This is a genomic window from Paenarthrobacter sp. AB444 (assembly GCF_028736865.1).
In the GTDB taxonomy this organism is placed as follows: domain Bacteria; phylum Actinomycetota; class Actinomycetes; order Actinomycetales; family Micrococcaceae; genus Arthrobacter; species Arthrobacter nicotinovorans_B.
This window is the reverse complement of the sequence record NZ_JAQZBY010000014.1, coordinates 31,209-47,534: the sequence shown is the minus strand read 5'-3', so window position 1 is coordinate 47,534 and position 16,326 is coordinate 31,209. Positions and strand designations below refer to the sequence as shown.

Here is a 16,326-nt window from a genome sequence, read left to right as displayed (position 1 = left end):
GCTTACAGACTACTCTGCAGAAGCTTCGGCGGCTTCGGCCGGAGCTTCCTCTGCGGTGGCGCCTTCTTCTTCGGCAACAACCGGCGAGAGGGACAGCTTTCCGCGGTCATCGATCTTGGTGATCTCGACCTGGACCTTCTGGCCGACGGAGACGACATCTTCGACGTTGTCCACGCGCTTGCCGTTGGCCAGCTTGCGGAGCTCGGAGATGTGCAGCAGGCCGTCTTTGCCCGGGGTAAGGGAAACGAAGGCACCGAAGGTGGTGGTCTTGACGACCGTACCCAGGTAGCGCTCACCGATTTCAGGTACCTGCGGGTTGGCGATGGCGTTGATTGCCGAACGGGCAGCGTCTGCGGACGGGCCGTTGGTAGCGCCGATGTAGACGGTGCCGTCATCTTCGATGGAGATGTCCGCGCCGGTGTCTTCCTGGATCTGGTTGATCATCTTGCCCTTGGGGCCGATGACCTCGCCGATCTTGTCCACGGGGATCTTGACGGCGATGACGCGCGGTGCGAACTCGGAGAGCTCGTCCGGGGTGTCGATCGCTGCGTTGATGACCTCGAGGATGTGGAGGCGGGCTTCGCGGGCCTGCTTCAGTGCTGCGGCCAACACGGATGCGGGGATGCCGTCCAGCTTGGTGTCCAGCTGGATGGCCGTGACGAACTCGGACGTACCGGCGACCTTGAAGTCCATGTCACCGAAAGCGTCTTCGGCGCCGAGGATGTCGGTCAGAGCTGCGTAACGGGTCTGGCCGTCAACCTGGTCGGAAACCAGGCCCATGGCGATACCGGCGACGGGAGCCTTCAGCGGCACACCTGCGTTGAGCATGGAAAGCGTGGAGGCGCAAACCGAGCCCATGGACGTCGAACCGTTGGAACCGAGGGCCTCGGATACCTGGCGGATGGCGTACGGGAACTCTTCACGGGTGGGCAGAACCGGAACCAGTGCACGCTCTGCAAGGGCGCCGTGGCCGATTTCGCGGCGCTTCGGGGAACCGACGCGGCCGGTCTCGCCGGTGGAGTACGGCGGGAAGTTGTAGTTGTGCATGTAGCGCTTGCGCGTTACCGGCGACAACGAGTCGATCTGCTGCTCCATCTTGAGCATGTTCAGCGTGGTGACACCCATGATCTGGGTCTCGCCGCGTTCGAAGATGGCCGAGCCGTGAACGCGGGGAAGAACCTCGACCTCGGCGGTCAGCTGGCGGATGTCCGTCAGGCCACGGCCGTCGATGCGGACCTGGTCCTTGAGGATGCGCTGGCGCACGACGTGCTTGGTGACCGAGCGGAACGCTGCGGACAGCTCCTTTTCGCGGCCCTCGAACTCTCCGGCGAGTGCACCAAGGACTTCGTCCTTGAGCTCATCGGAGGCGTTGTCGCGCTCCTGCTTGTCGGCGATCTGGAAGACAGCGGCCAGCTTGTCGGCGGCAGCGGCTTCAACGGCAGCGTAGACGTCGTCCTGGTAATCGAGGAAGACCGGGAACTCGACCGTGGGCTTGGCAGCGCGGGCTGCCAAGTCTGCCTGTGCTTCGCAGAGTGCCTTGATGAACGGCTTGGCAGCCTCGAGACCCTCGGAAACAACCTCTTCGGTGGGGGCAGTGGCGCCCTGTTCCTTGATGAGGCTCCAGGAGTTGTCGGTGGCTTCGGCTTCAACCATCATGATGGCGACGTCGTCACCGGCGATGCGGCCGGCCACAACCATGTTGAACACGGCGTTCTCGAGCTGGGAGTGCTTCGGGAAGGCAACCCACTGCGAACCCTGCTCATCGGCGATGAGGGCGACGCGGACGCCACCGATCGGGCCGGAGAAGGGGAGGCCGGAAAGCTGCGTGGACATCGAGGAGGCGTTGATGGCGACGACGTCGTAGAGCTCGTCCGGGTTGATCGCCAGAACGGTGACGACGATCTGGACCTCGTTGCGCAGGCCCTTGACGAAGGCCGGGCGCAGCGGGCGGTCCATAAGGCGGCAAGCCAGGATGGCTTCAGTGGACGGGCGGCCTTCGCGGCGGAAGAACGAACCCGGGATGCGGCCGGCAGCGTACATGCGCTCTTCGACGTCGACCGTCAGCGGGAAGAAGTCGAAACCTTCGCGCGGCTGTTTGCCGGCGGTGGTTGCGGAAAGAAGCGCGGTGTCATCGTCGATGTAGACCATCGAGGCGCCGGCTGCCTGCTTGGCAAGGCGACCGGTTTCGAAGCGAATGACGCGCTTGCCGAACCGGCCGTTGTCGATGATGGCTTCGGAGAACTGGATTTCGGGACCCTCCATGGAGAGTCACCTCCGTTTCTGTTAGCGGAAGTCCACCGCATCAACCCAGGCCCCTTCTTTTTTACTGGCCTGTACTACACCCGGTCATCGATCGAGATCCACGGGCTGCACCTCCTGCGGCACACATCCCGGGAATCACTACCGAGGACCGCGAATGCGCGATGCGGTTGATTCCTGTGTTTAGTTGTTGGTGAAGAAGGCGGCCCGTTCCGCGAAGGACCGGGCCGCCAAAGACAGACTAGCGGCGCAGGCCGAGGCGCTCGATGAGCGAACGGTAGCGGGCGATGTCGGTGTCCTTCAGGTAGGAAAGCATGCGCTTGCGACGACCAACCAGTGCGAGCAGACCGCGCTGGGTGTGGAAGTCGTGCTTGTGCTCCTTCATGTGCTCAGTCAGATCCTTGATCCGCTGGGTCAGGACTGCAACCTGGACCTCGGGCGAACCGGTGTCGCCTTCAGAGGTTGCGTATTCCTTGATGATGGACTGCTTTACAGCGGCGTCAAGTGCCACGTGAACTCCTAGAGTTGTGCCGTGCTTCCCGATGCAGCGCTTCGCTGCCGGGTTGCCCTTGGTGCGTCTCCACACACAAAAACAGGTCCAGCTGCCACGGACTGCGGCCAGAACCATTCACCAGTTTACCGGCAGGCCGCCAGTGTTGTCGAAATCCCCTACCGCGGGGCGAGCAGCTCCCGCGCCTGGGCCACGTCGAGGCACATTTGTTCCACCAGCGCTTCGGGTCCACGGTATGCCACCATCCCCCGCAGGCGCCTGGTGAATTCGACCGCAACGGTTTGGCCATAGAGGTCGAAGTCTTCAACACGCTCTTCCGGACGGTCGATCACGTGCGCTTCGACCTGGCGGCTCACGCCGTCGAAGGTTGGGTTTGAACCCACGGAGATCGCAGCCGGCCAGCGCGTACCCGCTTCGTCGATCAGCCAGCCGGCATAGATGCCATCGGCCGGGATATAGCCGCTTGATTCCGGGGAAAGGTTGGCCGTGGGGAATCCGAGGTCGCGCCCACGGGCAGCACCATGGACTACTTCGCCCCGCATCCGGTGCGGCCTGCCCAGAACTGCGGCGGCCGTGACGACGTCGCCCTCGGACAAGGCCTCCCTGACCCAGGTGGAGGAGCAGCGGCGGTCGGCGTCGCCGTCGTGATGCAGCGGGAAGCCGCCGGCCCCGTATTCATTGACCACCTGCACGCCAAAGCCCAGTTGTTCGCCCAGCTCCTGCATCGTGACAACGTCGCCGACGTTCCCTGCACCGAAGCGGAGATCGTGGCCTACAACAAGGTGCGCGGCGTGAAGTCCGTCCAGCAGGACTTCCTGGACGAATTCAGTGGGCGACATCGCCGCGAGGTCCAGCGTGTACTTCATGACCAGGACGGCGTCGACGCCGGTGTCGGCCAGCGCGTCCAGCTTGTCAGGCAGGCCCATGATCAGCTCAGGCGCGGCCTCGGGACGATGCACCTGGGCCGGGTGGGGATCGAACGTCACCGCAACCGAGGGAATGCCGTACCGCTTCGCGGAGTCAGTCAGTTGCGCGAGGACATGCTGGTGGCCCCGATGGACACCGTCGAAATTGCCGATGGTGACTACGGTAGGTCCGAAGTCCTTGGGGACCTCAGTGGGATCGTTCCAGATGTGGACCATCAACCTCGCCTTTTACTGCAGATGTTCATTGCGTCCGGCAACCTCCCGGGGCCGGAACAATCTAAGGTTACCCGCAAGGGCAGGCGGCTCAGGACGGCCGGCGCTTGTTGAGCCACAAGAGCCCAAGGACCGGCAGCAGCAACGGCACGAAGCCATAGCCTCGCCCGAACAGCGACCACACGGTGTCGTGCGGGAAAGCGACGGGATCGAAGAGGCTGATCGCGCCGACCACGAGAACGCCCACCAGTTCCGTCAGTACGGCAGCCAGCGAGACCTTGAACCAGGTACGGCCCGGCTTCGCCAGCGAAACGGTCGCCACGATATAGACGACGGCGGCAAACGCCGAAAGGATGTGCGCCAGCGGAGCTTCGGCGAACTTGGTGGCAATCTGGTAGCCGGCGCGCGCGGTCGCCGACAGGGCGAACACGGCGTAGACCGCAATCAGCAGACGTCCCGGGCCGGTGTTCCGGGTGTCTTTCTGCTTCGGCTGTTGGCCGGCGGAGTTGGTCTCGGTTCCAGTCACTTCGTGTTCTTCCTTCAAGGTCAGTACCAGATCTGGTTCATGCGGGCACCCATCACAAGGACCGTCACGCCCACCGCCGCGAGGACGAAATTGCTCCAGCGGGTTCGTTCCAGGATGGCCCAATACACCGCACCCAGGGGGATGATCAGCGCGGTCAGCATGTAGCCCCAGAATTCCCAGGGTTCGCCCGCGATCTGCTCGCCCAAGGCAACGCGGACGATCGATCCCACCAGATAGACCAGCAGCACCGCTTCGACAGCCAGCACGGAGTGGATCGTGGGATCGTTCGGCGCCTTCTTCATCAAACCGGCGACGATGCAGATGATGGTCGACACCAGGCCGACGACCAGGAGTGCGTAGAAATACCCGTCCATGCCTACTCCGCCCCGGCCGTTCCCGAAGCGGCGTCCGTTCCGGAAGCGGCAGCCGTTCCCGGGCCTGTCCCCGGCGCAAAGACCAGCACCGGCTTGGCGAAGGCGCCCGTATCTGCCAGCAAGGCCACCAGCTCTCCCGACGGCGCGAATGCTGCGGCGGGTTTGTCGGCTGTCGCCGCGTCCGGAGTGCCTGCTCCAGGACCTGCGGCAATGCGGCGGCCGAAGGAGATCTCCGTGGTTTCTTCCTCGCTCAGTTCACGGTTTGGCATGAGGGCACGTGCGGCCAAGGACATGTCAAGGACTTCGAGTTCTTCTGCCAGTTCTTCGAGGGTCTTGGCCTGCTCGATCGAGTACGGGCCAACCTGGGTGCGACGGAGGGCAGTGAGGTGCCCACCAACCCCCAGCGCATTGCCGAGGTCGCGGGCCAAGGCCCGGATGTAGGTTCCGGAAGAGCATTCGACGGTGACGTCGACGTCGACTACCCTGCCGCCGTCGGGCCTGTTGACCGCATGGATGTCGAAACGGTGGATGGTGACCGGCCGGGCAGCGAGCTTGACCTCTTCGCCGGAGCGGACGCGGGCGTAGGAACGTTCGCCGTTGACTTTGATGGCGCTGACGCTGCTGGGGACCTGTTGGATGGGGCCGGTCAGCGCTGCGACGCCGCCTGCGATGGCGGCATCGGTGACGGCCGCGGCGCTGCGGGCTTCCGTGACCTCGCCTTCGGCGTCGTCCGTGATGGTAGTTTCACCCAGCCTGATGGTGGCGGTGTAGGTCTTGGACGTGCCCACGATGTAGGTCAGCAGCCGTGTCGCCTTGTTGATGCCGATCACCAGCACCCCGGTGGCCATGGGATCCAGGGTTCCCGCATGCCCCACTTTCCGGGTACCGGCCAGCCGCCGCATCCGTCCAACCACATCATGGCTGGTCCATCCCTGCGGTTTGTCAACGATTACCAGTCCAGAAAGCACGCTTACCAGTATATGGGTGGCTAGGATGGCTCCCATGCCTGAGCTTGCCACGCACGTACGCGACGTCCCCGTGAACCAGATCCGCGAAATCACAGAAGCCGCCTGGGCCACCCCCGGAGCGATTGTCTTGAGCATAGGCGAGCCGGGCTTCCCGCTTCCGCGCCACGTCCTGGATGCCGGGATAGCGTGCTTGGACCGGGACGAGACCAACTACACACCCAATGCGGGGATCCCGGCCCTCCGGGAAGCGTTTGCCACCCGGTTCCGGGAACAGCAAGGTGTGGACATCGGCGCCGACCGGGTCTACGTAGTGGACGGCGCGCAACAAGGACTGCATTTCGCCATGAGCCTGCTGCTGTCCCCCGGCGACGAAATCCTCATCCCCAACCCCGGATACCCCACATTCGCCATGACAACCCGGCTGCTGCACGCAGTTCCCGTGCAGTATCCGCTGTACCCGCACAACGACTTCCAGCCGCACATCGAGGACATTGAAGCTCTCATCACGCCCCGGACCAAAGTGTTGATGCTGAACTCTCCGTCCAATCCGCTGGGCGCGGTCATCAGCGAGGAGACCACCCGGCAGCTGGTTGCCCTTGCCGCCAAGCACGATCTGTGGATCATCTCCGACGAGTGCTATGAAGCCTTTACCTTCGACGTCCCGCACGTCAGCCCGGTCCGTTTTGACAGCGCCAAACCCGGCGAGGCCAGGGTGTTCGCTTCACTGACCCTCTCCAAAACGTACGGCCTGACCGGACTGCGTATCGGTGCGCTGGTCTGCCCGCCGGGGTTGGAGCAGAAGATGAACAACGTCATGGAGTCGATCGTCTCCTGCGTGGCCTCGCCGTCGCAGTACGCGGCCTTGGCGGCGCTGACCGGGCCGCAGGAGTATGTTTCCACCGCCCGCGAGCACTACCGGAGCAACCGCGACGCAGCCTCGGCCGTGCTGGTGGAGAAGAACATCCCCTACCTGGGTGCGCAGGGTGCCTTCTACCTGTGGGCCGACGTTTCACACGTGAGCGACGGCGATGTCCGCACCTGGGTGCGCAAGTTCCTCGCGGATTCAGGTGTGTCGTTCGCACCCGGGACGGCCTTCGGGTCGATCGGTGAGGGCTGGATCCGGATTGCGCTGTGCGGTGGCCAGGAGGAACTGCTCGAGGGCGTCAGCCGCCTTCCTGCGCGGCCCGGCTCCGGCACGTCCTGGAACGGACAGCCCTAATAGGCAGTGCGTCGGACGTGGTTCCGCCATGCTTCGAAGGGCTGGTCCGCGGCAGGGATCTCGAAGTGTTCCACGGGCAGAAGCCCTGGCCTGGATCCGCCGAAGTACTCGTAGAACAGTTCATCATCAAAGCCTGCCCGCGCCGCTCCGTGCCTGTCAGCCGCGAAGTAGACGTGCCCGATCCTGGCCCACAGCGTGGCCGAGAGGCAGAGCGGACAGGGTTCGCAGCTGGTGTAGAGCACCGAACCCGAGAGGTCGAACTTCCTGATAGCCGCGGCGGCCCGGCGGATTGCCACTACCTCGGCGTGGGCTGTGGGATCGTGGTCCCTGGTTACCCGGTTGACTCCCTCGTGGGCGGTTCCGTCCGGGGTGACCACGATGGCGCCGAAGGGTCCGCCGCCGTCTGCGACATTCCGGACGGCCAGCTGTATGGCCCGGTTCAGGTATTCATCACGCTGGTGAGCACTGTGCGCCGACATGCTCCGATCCTAACGAGTTTTTGTACAGCAAATGCCCCTAAAACGTGGTCTTAGGGGCATTGGCTGTACAAAAACTCGTCAGGTGCTAGCGGGTGGCGTCCTCGTCGAATTCCTCGTCGTCGACGTCGTCCTCGTCGATGTCGTCCGAATCATCGCCCTTGTACGGATCCGCGTCGCCTGCGTGCTTGGCGCCGGCAGCCAAAGCGGCTACCTCGGCGTCGCGACGCTTGGCTTCGCGCAACAGCTCCTCAAGGTTCGAGGCGTTGACCGGGATCTGGTCTGCCACGAATTCAAGGGTGGGCGTGAGCCGGACAGTGATGTTGCGGCCAACTTCCTGGCGCAGAACGCCCTTTGCCTTCTCCAGAGCCTTCGCGGCGTCGGAGTGGGCAACCTCGTCACCAAACACCGTGTAGTAGATGGTGGCGTGCTGAAGGTCGTTGGTGACGCGGGCGTCAGTGACCGTGATGGACTCGACGCGCGGATCCTTGACCCGGCGCCCGAGGGCCTCGGCGACGACGACCTTGATCCGCTGTGCCAGTTTGGCAGCGCGTGCGGGATCAGCCATGACTTCCTCCTGGAAAGTAGAAACGGGGACGGAACGGGTCCGCCGGGATTACCCGACGGACCCGTTCCCTGCGGAACCTAGACGCGCGGCTTTTCGCGCATCTCGAAGGTCTCGATGATGTCGCCTTCGCTGATGTCATTGAAGGAGCCAAGACCGATACCACACTCGAAGTCGGTACGGACTTCGGTGGCGTCATCCTTGAAGCGCTTGAGCGTCTCAACGGTGAGGTTGTCACCGATGACCTTGCCGTCGCGGCTGACACGTGCCTTGGTGTTACGGCGGATGATGCCCGAGCGGACGATCGAGCCGGCGATGTTTCCGAACTTGGAAGAACGGAAGACTTCGCGGACTTCGGCGGTACCGAGCTGGACTTCCTCGTACTCCGGCTTGAGCATGCCCTTGAGAGCCATCTCAATGTCATCGATGGCTGCGTAGATGACCGAGTAGAAGCGCATGTCCACGCCTTCACGGTCAGCCAGTTCAGCCACGCGCTCAGCCGGCTTGACGTTGAAGCCGATGATGATGGCGTTGTCCACCGTTGCCAGGTTGACGTCGTTCTGCGTAATGGCACCCACACCGCGGTGGATGACGCGGAGCTGAACGTCGTCGTCTCCGACATCGATCTTGAGCAGGGCGTCTTCGAGGGCTTCCACGGCACCGGACACGTCACCCTTGAGGATGAGGTTGAGGGTGTCGATCTTGCCTTCGGCAACTGCCTGGTCGAAGTCTTCCAGGCTGATGCGCTTGCGGCGCTTGGCCAGGGCGGCGTTGCGGTCTGCTGCTTCACGCTTCTCAGCGATCTGGCGGGCCGTACGCTCGTCCGGGGTCACCAGGAAGGTGTCACCTGCACGCGGCACGTTGGACAAACCGAGGACCTGGACCGGACGGGACGGCAGTGCGACGTCGAGCGCCTCACCGTTCTCGTCGAACATCGCACGGACGCGGCCGTGGGCCGTACCGGCAACGATCGTGTCACCAACAGCCAAAGTACCCGACTGCACCAGGACGGTGGCAACGGAACCGCGGCCCTTGTCCAGGTTCGCTTCGATGGCAATGCCTCGAGCGTCCTTGTCCGGGTTGGCGCGCAGATCCAAAGCGGCGTCTGCGGTCAGCAGGACTGCGTCGATCAGTTCATCGATGTTGAGGTTCTGGCGGGCAGAAACCTCAACGAACATGGTGTCGCCACCGTATTCTTCGGGAACCAGGCCGTACTCGGTGAGCTGGCCCTTGACCTTGTCCGGGTTGGCGCCTTCCTTGTCGATCTTGTTCACAGCGACAACGATCGGCACATTTGCCGCCTGGGCGTGGTTGAGTGCTTCAACCGTCTGCGGCATGACGCCGTCGTCGGCTGCGACAACCAGGATCGCAATGTCGGTCACCTTCGCACCACGGGCACGCATGGCCGTGAAGGCCTCGTGACCAGGGGTGTCAATGAAGGTGATGTCGCGGGCCTGGCCCTCATGGATGTGGCTGATCTGGTAAGCACCGATGTGCTGGGTGATGCCACCGTGCTCGCCGGCCACAACGTTGGAGTTGCGGATGGCGTCAAGCAGGCGGGTCTTACCGTGGTCAACGTGACCCATGACGGTGACAACCGGCGGACGCGGCTCAAGGACGTCGTCGCCTTCGGCGTCAAGTTCGTCCTGGATGTTGATGTCGAACTGGTCCAGGAGCTCGCGCTCTTCGTCTTCGGGCGAAACAACCTGAAGCTTGTACCCAAGTTCAGCACCGAGCAGGGCAAAGGTGTCTTCGTCCAGCGACTGGGTTGCCGTTGCCATCTCACCAAGGTGGAACAGTACGGTCACCAGCGATGCGGGGTTCGCATCGATCTTCTCGGCGAAGTCCGTGATGGACGAGCCGCGACGCAGGCGGATGATGGTCTCGCCGTCACCGCGGGGTACTGATACGCCGCCCAGCGACGGAGCACTCATCTGCTCCAGTTCCTGGCGCTTTGCACGCTTGGACTTGCGCTGCTTGCCGCGACCGGCACCGCCCTTGCCGAAGGCACCCTGGGTACCACCGCGGCCACGGCCGCCCTTGCCAAAGCCACCGCCGGCGGGAGCTCCGCCACCAGTGCCTGAACCTGGAGCACCACCGGGACGACCCGGTCCGCCACCGGGACGGCCTGCGCCACCGGGACGGCCAGCGCCACCGGGAGCCGGACGCTCAGTGCGGTTGGGCATCATGCCCGGAGTCGGACGGTTTCCGCCGCCCGGACCACCGGCAGGACGCGGAGCGCCCGGACGGGGTGCGCCAGGACGCGGGGCACCCGGACGGGGACCGCCGGTTCCTGCTGCAGGACGGGGTCCACCCGTTCCTGCTGCGGGACGGGGACCACCGGTACCGGCCGCGGGGCGGGGACCGCCGGGACGTTCGCCGTCATTGCGGCGTTCGCCACGGGGCATGCCCTGGGACGGTGCGAACGGGTTGTTGCCCGGACGCGGCGGACGGTCGCCATCGCCACCACGGCCGCGGGGCATGCCCTGCGACGTAGCGAACGGGTTGTTGCCGGGACGGGGACCGCCCGGACGCGGGGCCTGACCGCCTTGGCGGGCCGGCGAAGGAGTCTCTGCCTTGGGAGCGGGACGTGCGCCGGGCTTGGCCGAAACCGGGGTGGATGCAGCCGGAGCAGCAGGGGCTGCCGGAGCCGGCGCCGAGGGAGCGGGCGCGGCCGGGGCGGGAGCTGCAGGCGCCGGGGCAGCAGCCTTCGGTGTTGCAGGGCCCGGAGCCGGAGCAGCCGGACGGGACACGGGACGGTTAGCCGCGGGAGCGGCTGCAGGGGCGGCAGACTTGGCAGCGCCGGCACCCGGGTAGGCGTCGCGAAGCTTCTTCACGACGGGGGCCTCAATGGTGGAAGAGGCGGAGCGAACGAATTCGCCCAATTCCTGCAGTTTTGTCACTGCATCTTTGGAAGTAATACCGAGCTCTTTGGCGAGCTCATGTACGCGGACCTTGGCCACATTTCTCCTGTCTCGGTCCGCACCGAGCCAGGCACGAACCGTCTACTTCTTACTGCGGGCCTTCGCCGCTTGCGCGCATGAAAGGCCCATTGCAGAGCGCAACAAAGTTGTCATCGTTACGCACTCATCGCTGGGAACTCATCGGGTTTCCATCAGTTTTCTGACCCGCTTTCAGGTTTGGACGGTTTTCCTGTGGGTGCCTCGGCCTCCACAAGTGGCGTACCCGGCATGAGGTAGCGTTCGACGGCGCCCGTTTCAGTTGCGCCCGCAAGGGCCCTTCCGAACGCGCGACGCTTGATCGCCAATGCCAAGCACTTTTCGCTGGGGTGAAGCCACGCACCCCTGCCGGTCATCCGGCGTCGAACATCGACGAGGACAGCAGGTGAACCGCCGCCTTGAGCGACCAGCCGGACAAGCTCGGACCGGGAGCCTTGCTTCCGGCATCCAATGCACGTGCGAACAGGCCCTTGGACGCGTTCAAGCAGTTCAGCCACGACGTGTCCAACCTGCCTTACGCTACTGTCGCCCGGAGTCCAGGCCGGTCAATTCAGCCGTGGCACACCAAAACACATGGATACCGGACGTAAGCCCGGTTCCATCCATTCTAGCCCCCCGGTCCCTGAGTCCTGAAACCAGGGGCGCCGGGAGCGTGGCGTGGATATGGCGGCCGCGGGCGCGCTGCCGGCCGCTATTCGGACTTGGCGGGAGCGGCGTCGGAAACGATATCGATCCGCCATCCCGTCAGCTTGGCCGCGAGCCGGGCGTTCTGGCCCTCTTTGCCGATCGCCAGCGAAAGCTGGTAGTCGGGGACCACTACGCGCGCAGAACGGGTTGCCTCGTCCGTGATTGTGACCGAATTCACCCTCGACGGCGACAACGAGTTCGCGATGAAGGTCGCCGGGTCCTCGCTGAAGTCGACGATGTCGATCTTTTCGTCGTTCAGTTCAGTCATGACGGCGCGGACACGTGAACCCATTTCACCGATGCAGGCACCCTTGGCATTGACACCGGGAATGTTGGCCTTCACCGCAATCTTGGTGCGGTGACCAGCCTCGCGGGCCAGTGCCACGATCTCAACCGAGCGGTCCGCGATCTCCGGAACTTCCATTTCGAAGAGCTTGCGGACAAGGCCCGGGTGGGAGCGGGAGAGGGTGATGGAGGGACCCTTGGCGCCACGGTGGACGTCCACGACGAAGGCACGCAGACGGCTTCCGTGCAGGTACTTCTCGCCGGGAACCTGCTCGGGCGGCGGAAGCAGCGCTTCGATGGCCCCAAGGTTGACCTGGATCATGTGCGGGTTGTTGCCCTGCTGGATCATTCCGGCCACGAGTTCGCCTTCACGGCCCTTGAACTCGCCCAGCACGTTGTCGTCCTCAACATCGCGCAGGCGCTGGAGGATGATCTGGCGTGCAGTGCTTGCCGCGATACGGCCAAAGCCTGCCGGAGTGTCTTCGAACTCGCCGATGGCTTCGCCGTCGTCGTCGATTTCCGTGGCCCAGATGGTGACGTGTCCGCTCTTGCGGTCCAGTTCGGCGCGGGCCTTTTCGTAGGCACCGGGCGTCTTGTGGTATGCCACCAGCAGCGCTTGTTCGATGGTGGGAATCAGGAGATCCAGCGGGATTTCACGCTCACGCTCCAGGAGTCTCAGTGCGCTCATGTCAATATCCATTAGGCCTCCTCGGAAGGTCCGTTGTGCTCGTCTTCCAGCGCAGCCTCATGGAGGTGGCTGAATTCAATCTCGACTTTTCCTTGGCGGATCCTGTCGAAAGGAATAGTGATGGGGTCACCCTGCTTGGGCTTCATGCCCTTCTTGACTTCGTGCTCGGGGATCAGCGTCACATCGTTCTCACCGACGGACGTGATGCGTCCCAACACGTTCTCGCCCTGGATGACGTTGACCCGGACCATACGGCCACGGGCCCGGTGCCAGTGGCGGGGCTCGGTCAGTGGGCGGCCAACGCCCGGGGAGGAAACCTCAAGGTCATAGGGACGTCCGTCGTCGTGGGGGTCGTTGTCAAGGATATCCGACAGTCCCCGGGAGACATCGGCGATGGTGTCAAGACTGACGCCGCCGGTTTCCTCCTGCGGGAGGTCCACCACGACGTGGACGGTGCGGTGGGATCCGGCAACGTGGATGGAGACATCCTCGAGGTAGAGCCTGCTGGCAAGGACGGCCGGTTCGAGCAGCGCCTTGAGCCTGCTTTCTTCCGGGTTGTGGATGGTGGCCGTTGAGTTCGATTCAGAACGGTCTGTTGAAGTCGTGGCTTCCGAGTCACTCACGTTGCCCGCCGCCTCCCGATAGATGTTGTTGTGACTACTAGCCTAACGATTTTCCGGCGGTCATGGTGCACGGAGTCCCCCGCCCACGTGACACCATGGTGTGTTGTGAACGGGCAATCGAGCGAAAAACGACGAACACCGGCTTGGGGCCAGGTTGTGCTGGTTGCCGTGGTGGCCCTGCTGGTTGCGGGCACCGGAATGGTGCTGATTCCACGCGATTCCGCCACTCCTGCGGCCGTTTCCTTCTCCGAATCGGCCCGCGCCGGAGCCTCGGCCGATGCCTTGGGGCTGCTTGAAGCGGCTGAAGCCCTGTCCGGAGCCGAAGGTCCGGAGGCCAAAACCCCGGCTCTTGCAGGTGTTGTGACTTTGCTGACAACGCAGGCCCGGGCGCTGATGGTTCCCGACGCGGCTTCGGGCAGCTCCACCCCGGCATCCACCATCACTGCGGGCACCGTGGCGCCGACGCGTGCTTCGCTGCTGGAGCAGCTCTCCGCCAGCGGAAGGAAACGCCTGGCGGACGCGCGCGAAGCCGACGGCGGAATGGCCCGCCTTCTTGCCGCCGTCGGAACTGCCCAACTGATCCACTCCGAGAGGCTTGCCGCAGCATGGCAGTTGCCCCTCCCCGCGGACCCGTCATCCGCTGCCATGACTGTGGCCCCAACGACGGTACCTGCGGCAACGCCGACGGCGGCCGCCTGCCCGTCCGTCAGTCCGACGCCGAAGCCGTCGTCGGCTACCACGGACTCGGCCCTCGCCGCAGCGGTCCGCTCACAGCAGGAGGCCGTCTATGCCTACCAAGTGGCCCTGAAAAGGTTGGACGCCAGCGCTGCCACCGGGGCGGCCAAGGACCTGCAGGTGCACGCCCTCCTGCTCAGGCAGGCCGAGGCCTTGACCCGCGCCAACTGCGCCGACGTGCCCCCAGCCTCGGCCGGCTACCAGCTGCCGGAGCTTTTCGCCAAGGACCCTGCCGCCGCTTTGGGTGCGCTCGAGGCGTCGTCTTTGCCGGGCTTCGCGGACCTTGTTGCCTTGTCCACCGGCGAAACCCGGGCCTGGGCGGTGGATGGCCTTCTTGCGGCGGCCCGCAGGAGCGTCGCCTGGGGCGCCGCGCTTGCGGCCCTGCCCGGAATCACGTTCGACGCCGGGCAGTTGCCCGCGCTACCGACGTCGAGTACTGCTTCCACCCCGGCAACGGTGACGAACGCGGGATAGGCCAGCCTAGCCATGCTGGTCAAGGCCGTCCACGGGTGCTTGGCTTGGAACATGGCTTCTACAGAAACTGCCACCACCCACGAGAACGAGCCACACCGGGACGACCTCGCGCACCGGCTGAACTGGCTGCGGGCCGGGGTGCTGGGGGCTAACGACGGGATCGTTTCGGTCGCCGCAATCGTCGTGGGGGTGGCCGGTGCCACCACCAACACAGGCAGCATCCTGGCCGCGGGAACAGCGGGTTTGGTGGGCGGAGCGATCTCCATGGCGTCGGGAGAATACGTGTCCGTCAGCAGCCAGAGCGACACCCAGAAAGCCCTGATCGAAAAGGAACGCAGGGAACTCGCGGAGCAACCCGAGGACGAACTCAATGAGCTTGCCGCGATCTACGAATCCAAAGGCCTCAGTCCCAAGACGGCCAGGGCCGTTGCCGAGGAGCTGACCGAACACGATGCCTTGGCTGCCCACCTCTCAGCCGAACTGAACATCCACGAAGACGACATCGTGAGCCCCTGGAACGCTGCCCTTGCCTCCGCAGTGGCCTTCACTTTGGGAGCAGTGCTGCCGATGCTGGCAATCCTGCTTCCGCCACCGGAAATGCGGGTACCGCTGACGTTCGTCGCCGTGCTTCTTGCATTGGCCATCACGGGAGCCGTCGGAGCCTGGATCGGCGGGGCCTCCCGCTTCCGGGCTGCTGTCCGGGTGGTGCTCGGCGGAGCCCTGGCGTTGGCCGCGACGTTCTCGATAGGAACGCTCTTGGGCGCCAGCGGCGTTTTCTAAGGGCCTGGCCTTGCCACGGAGTTAGGCTGTTCGCGTGAGCCTTCACGCGATGATTCCCATTCCGGGCGACCTCCACGCCCGCTATAACCGCGACTCTGCGGGCCGGGACTGGCTGGCCAGCCTGCCGGGTCTCATCGCCGAAGCCCTCGACCGGTGGCAGCTCACCGTGGACCTGGCACCTGGCCACGAACCATGGAACGGCCACGGCGCCTTGGTGGTGCCGGTCCAGCAGGACGGCACCGCCGCGGCCTTGAAAATTGCCTTTCCCCACGACGAAGCGAGGGTCGAGCGGCACGCATTGGAACTGTGGGACGGCCATGGCGCTGTCCGTCTCCTGGCGTCCGATGCCGCCAGCTGCTCCATGCTCCTGGAACGGCTCGATGCCTCACGCTGGCTACAGGACGCTCCGATGGACCAGGCGGTGGACACCTGGGGCGGCATTGTCCGGGAGCTGTCCATACAGCCCGGCCACGGACTCCAGTGGCAGGCTTTTGACCACATCGCAGGGACCGCGGAGCGCTGGAGCGACGAACTGCCCGCCGAATGGGAACGCCTCGAGCGGCCCTTTCCCCGGTGGTTGCTGGAGGCGGCCCTGGAGGTGTGCCAGACGCGTGGAGCCGTGGGCCGCCGTTCTGGCAAGGACGTGTTGGTGCACACGGATCTGCACTTCATGAACATCCTGGCCACGCGTGCAGACCAGCCTGGGCGCGGGAGCTATCTTGCCATCGATCCACAACCGCAGATCGGCGAGGCGGAGTTTTCCGTGGCACCACTTCTCTGGAACCGGATTCATGACCTCTCCCGAACAGACCCGGAGGCCGCGTTGCGTGAGCGTTGCGCGGACTTCAGCCTTGCCGCAGGCCTTGATCCGGAGATCGCCCGGCAGTGGAGCGTTGCCCGCGAAGTGGCGAACGCGTTGTGGTACGCCACAAAGCCCGGACACGATGGGGATCTGGCACGCTCCCTCTGGGTGGCCAGCACCATGGCTGGCCGGACGCTGGAACACCTGCCGCGCGCCCACGAACTTCCCGACCCAACTGCGCCTAAAAGCTGAGCG

At 64.6% G+C, this 16,326-nt stretch carries 17 protein-coding genes; 4 read left to right on the top strand and 13 right to left on the bottom strand.

Annotated features, from left to right (window positions below; genetic code table 11):
- Positions 1–9: 9 nt before the first annotated feature.
- From PQ627_RS16320 to truB, 6 genes are all read right to left on the bottom strand, one after another.
- Positions 10–2,262 (bottom strand): polyribonucleotide nucleotidyltransferase, encoded by a 2,253-nt coding sequence (locus PQ627_RS16320; RefSeq protein ID WP_144663025.1) that lies wholly within the window; start codon positions 2,260–2,262, stop codon positions 10–12.
- 238 nt (positions 2,263–2,500) lie between these two features.
- Positions 2,501–2,770 (bottom strand): 30S ribosomal protein S15, encoded by a 270-nt coding sequence (gene rpsO, locus PQ627_RS16315; protein WP_144663024.1) that lies wholly within the window; start codon positions 2,768–2,770, stop codon positions 2,501–2,503.
- Positions 2,771–2,928: 158 nt separating this feature from the next.
- Positions 2,929–3,912 carry a bifunctional riboflavin kinase/FAD synthetase gene (locus PQ627_RS16310; RefSeq protein ID WP_274262532.1) on the bottom strand — a complete coding sequence of 328 codons (984 nt, stop codon included), beginning with the start codon at positions 3,910–3,912 and terminating at the stop codon, positions 2,929–2,931.
- Positions 3,913–4,000: 88 nt separating this feature from the next.
- Positions 4,001–4,435: a hypothetical protein gene (locus PQ627_RS16305; RefSeq protein WP_260842532.1), complete on the bottom strand. Its 435-nt coding sequence runs from the start codon at positions 4,433–4,435 to the stop codon at positions 4,001–4,003.
- Between the two features lie 20 nt (positions 4,436–4,455).
- Positions 4,456–4,809, bottom strand: coding sequence for a hypothetical protein (locus PQ627_RS16300; protein ID WP_274262531.1), 354 nt, complete (start codon positions 4,807–4,809; stop codon positions 4,456–4,458).
- Between the two features lie 2 nt (positions 4,810–4,811).
- Positions 4,812–5,777, bottom strand: a complete 966-nt coding sequence (gene truB / locus PQ627_RS16295; RefSeq protein WP_274262530.1) for a tRNA pseudouridine(55) synthase TruB — start codon at positions 5,775–5,777, stop codon at positions 4,812–4,814.
- Positions 5,778–5,811: 34 nt separating this feature from the next.
- Here truB and PQ627_RS16290 point away from each other — a divergent pair, with 34 nt between their 5' ends.
- Positions 5,812–6,996 carry a pyridoxal phosphate-dependent aminotransferase gene (locus PQ627_RS16290; RefSeq protein ID WP_274262529.1) on the top strand — a complete coding sequence of 395 codons (1,185 nt, stop codon included), beginning with the start codon at positions 5,812–5,814 and terminating at the stop codon, positions 6,994–6,996.
- Here PQ627_RS16290 and PQ627_RS16285 read toward each other — a convergent pair.
- From PQ627_RS16285 to rimP, 7 genes are all read right to left on the bottom strand, one after another.
- Positions 6,993–7,475, bottom strand: coding sequence for a nucleoside deaminase (locus PQ627_RS16285; RefSeq protein ID WP_274262528.1), 483 nt, complete (start codon positions 7,473–7,475; stop codon positions 6,993–6,995). The two genes, PQ627_RS16290 and PQ627_RS16285, sit on opposite strands and share 4 nt — an antisense overlap.
- Positions 7,476–7,560: 85 nt before the next feature.
- Positions 7,561–8,040, bottom strand: coding sequence for a 30S ribosome-binding factor RbfA (gene rbfA, locus PQ627_RS16280; protein ID WP_144663017.1), 480 nt, complete (start codon positions 8,038–8,040; stop codon positions 7,561–7,563).
- A gap of 77 nt (positions 8,041–8,117) precedes the next feature.
- Positions 8,118–11,000, bottom strand: coding sequence for a translation initiation factor IF-2 (gene infB / locus PQ627_RS16275; protein ID WP_274262527.1), 2,883 nt, complete (start codon positions 10,998–11,000; stop codon positions 8,118–8,120).
- A 152-nt stretch (positions 11,001–11,152) separates the two neighbouring features.
- Positions 11,153–11,407 (bottom strand): YlxR family protein, encoded by a 255-nt coding sequence (locus PQ627_RS16270; protein ID WP_337993565.1) that lies wholly within the window; start codon positions 11,405–11,407, stop codon positions 11,153–11,155.
- A complete protein-coding gene (locus tag PQ627_RS19945) occupies positions 11,350–11,481 on the bottom strand; it encodes a hypothetical protein (RefSeq protein WP_337993566.1) in 132 nt (43 codons plus the stop codon). The genes PQ627_RS16270 and PQ627_RS19945 overlap by 58 nt, the downstream gene beginning before the upstream one ends.
- A gap of 207 nt (positions 11,482–11,688) precedes the next feature.
- The gene (nusA, locus tag PQ627_RS16265; RefSeq protein WP_144663014.1) at positions 11,689–12,669 is read right to left on the bottom strand and encodes a transcription termination factor NusA; all 981 of its coding nucleotides are present in this window, start codon (positions 12,667–12,669) and stop codon (positions 11,689–11,691) included.
- Entirely contained in the window at positions 12,669–13,280 is a 612-nt protein-coding gene (rimP, locus tag PQ627_RS16260; RefSeq protein WP_274262526.1) for a ribosome maturation factor RimP, read from the bottom strand. Before rimP ends, nusA begins: the two co-directional genes overlap by 1 nt.
- Before the next feature lie 105 nt (positions 13,281–13,385).
- On the opposite strand from rimP, the gene PQ627_RS16255 reads away from it, so the two are divergent.
- From PQ627_RS16255 to PQ627_RS16245, 3 genes are read left to right on the top strand one after another with little or no spacing between them, the layout of a single operon-like run.
- On the top strand, positions 13,386–14,489 hold the full coding sequence (locus PQ627_RS16255) for a DUF4439 domain-containing protein (protein WP_274262525.1): 1,104 nt from the start codon (positions 13,386–13,388) through the stop codon (positions 14,487–14,489).
- Between the two features lie 51 nt (positions 14,490–14,540).
- A complete protein-coding gene (locus PQ627_RS16250; protein ID WP_274262524.1) occupies positions 14,541–15,269 on the top strand; it encodes a VIT1/CCC1 transporter family protein in 729 nt (242 codons plus the stop codon).
- A 49-nt stretch (positions 15,270–15,318) separates the two neighbouring features.
- The gene (locus tag PQ627_RS16245; RefSeq protein WP_443192763.1) at positions 15,319–16,323 is read left to right on the top strand and encodes an aminoglycoside phosphotransferase family protein; all 1,005 of its coding nucleotides are present in this window, start codon (positions 15,319–15,321) and stop codon (positions 16,321–16,323) included.
- Positions 16,324–16,326 lie beyond the last annotated feature (3 nt).

Bases quoted from the DNA above. Each gene is read 5' to 3' on its own strand.
- PQ627_RS16300 (WP_274262531.1), bottom strand. From the start codon at position 4,809: ATGGACGGGTATTTCTACGCACTCCTGGTCGTCGGCCTGGTGTCGACC.
- PQ627_RS16245 (WP_443192763.1), top strand. From the start codon at position 15,319: ATGATTCCCATTCCGGGCGACCTCCACGCCCGCTATAACCGCGACTCT.
- PQ627_RS16290 (WP_274262529.1), top strand. From the start codon at position 5,812: ATGCCTGAGCTTGCCACGCACGTACGCGACGTCCCCGTGAACCAGATC.
- rbfA (WP_144663017.1), bottom strand. From the start codon at position 8,040: ATGGCTGATCCCGCACGCGCTGCCAAACTGGCACAGCGGATCAAGGTC.
- PQ627_RS16285 (WP_274262528.1), bottom strand. From the start codon at position 7,475: ATGTCGGCGCACAGTGCTCACCAGCGTGATGAATACCTGAACCGGGCC.
- PQ627_RS16250 (WP_274262524.1), top strand. From the start codon at position 14,541: ATGGCTTCTACAGAAACTGCCACCACCCACGAGAACGAGCCACACCGG.
- PQ627_RS16310 (WP_274262532.1), bottom strand. From the start codon at position 3,912: ATGGTCCACATCTGGAACGATCCCACTGAGGTCCCCAAGGACTTCGGA.
- PQ627_RS16320 (WP_144663025.1), bottom strand. From the start codon at position 2,262: ATGGAGGGTCCCGAAATCCAGTTCTCCGAAGCCATCATCGACAACGGC.
- nusA (WP_144663014.1), bottom strand. From the start codon at position 12,669: ATGGATATTGACATGAGCGCACTGAGACTCCTGGAGCGTGAGCGTGAA.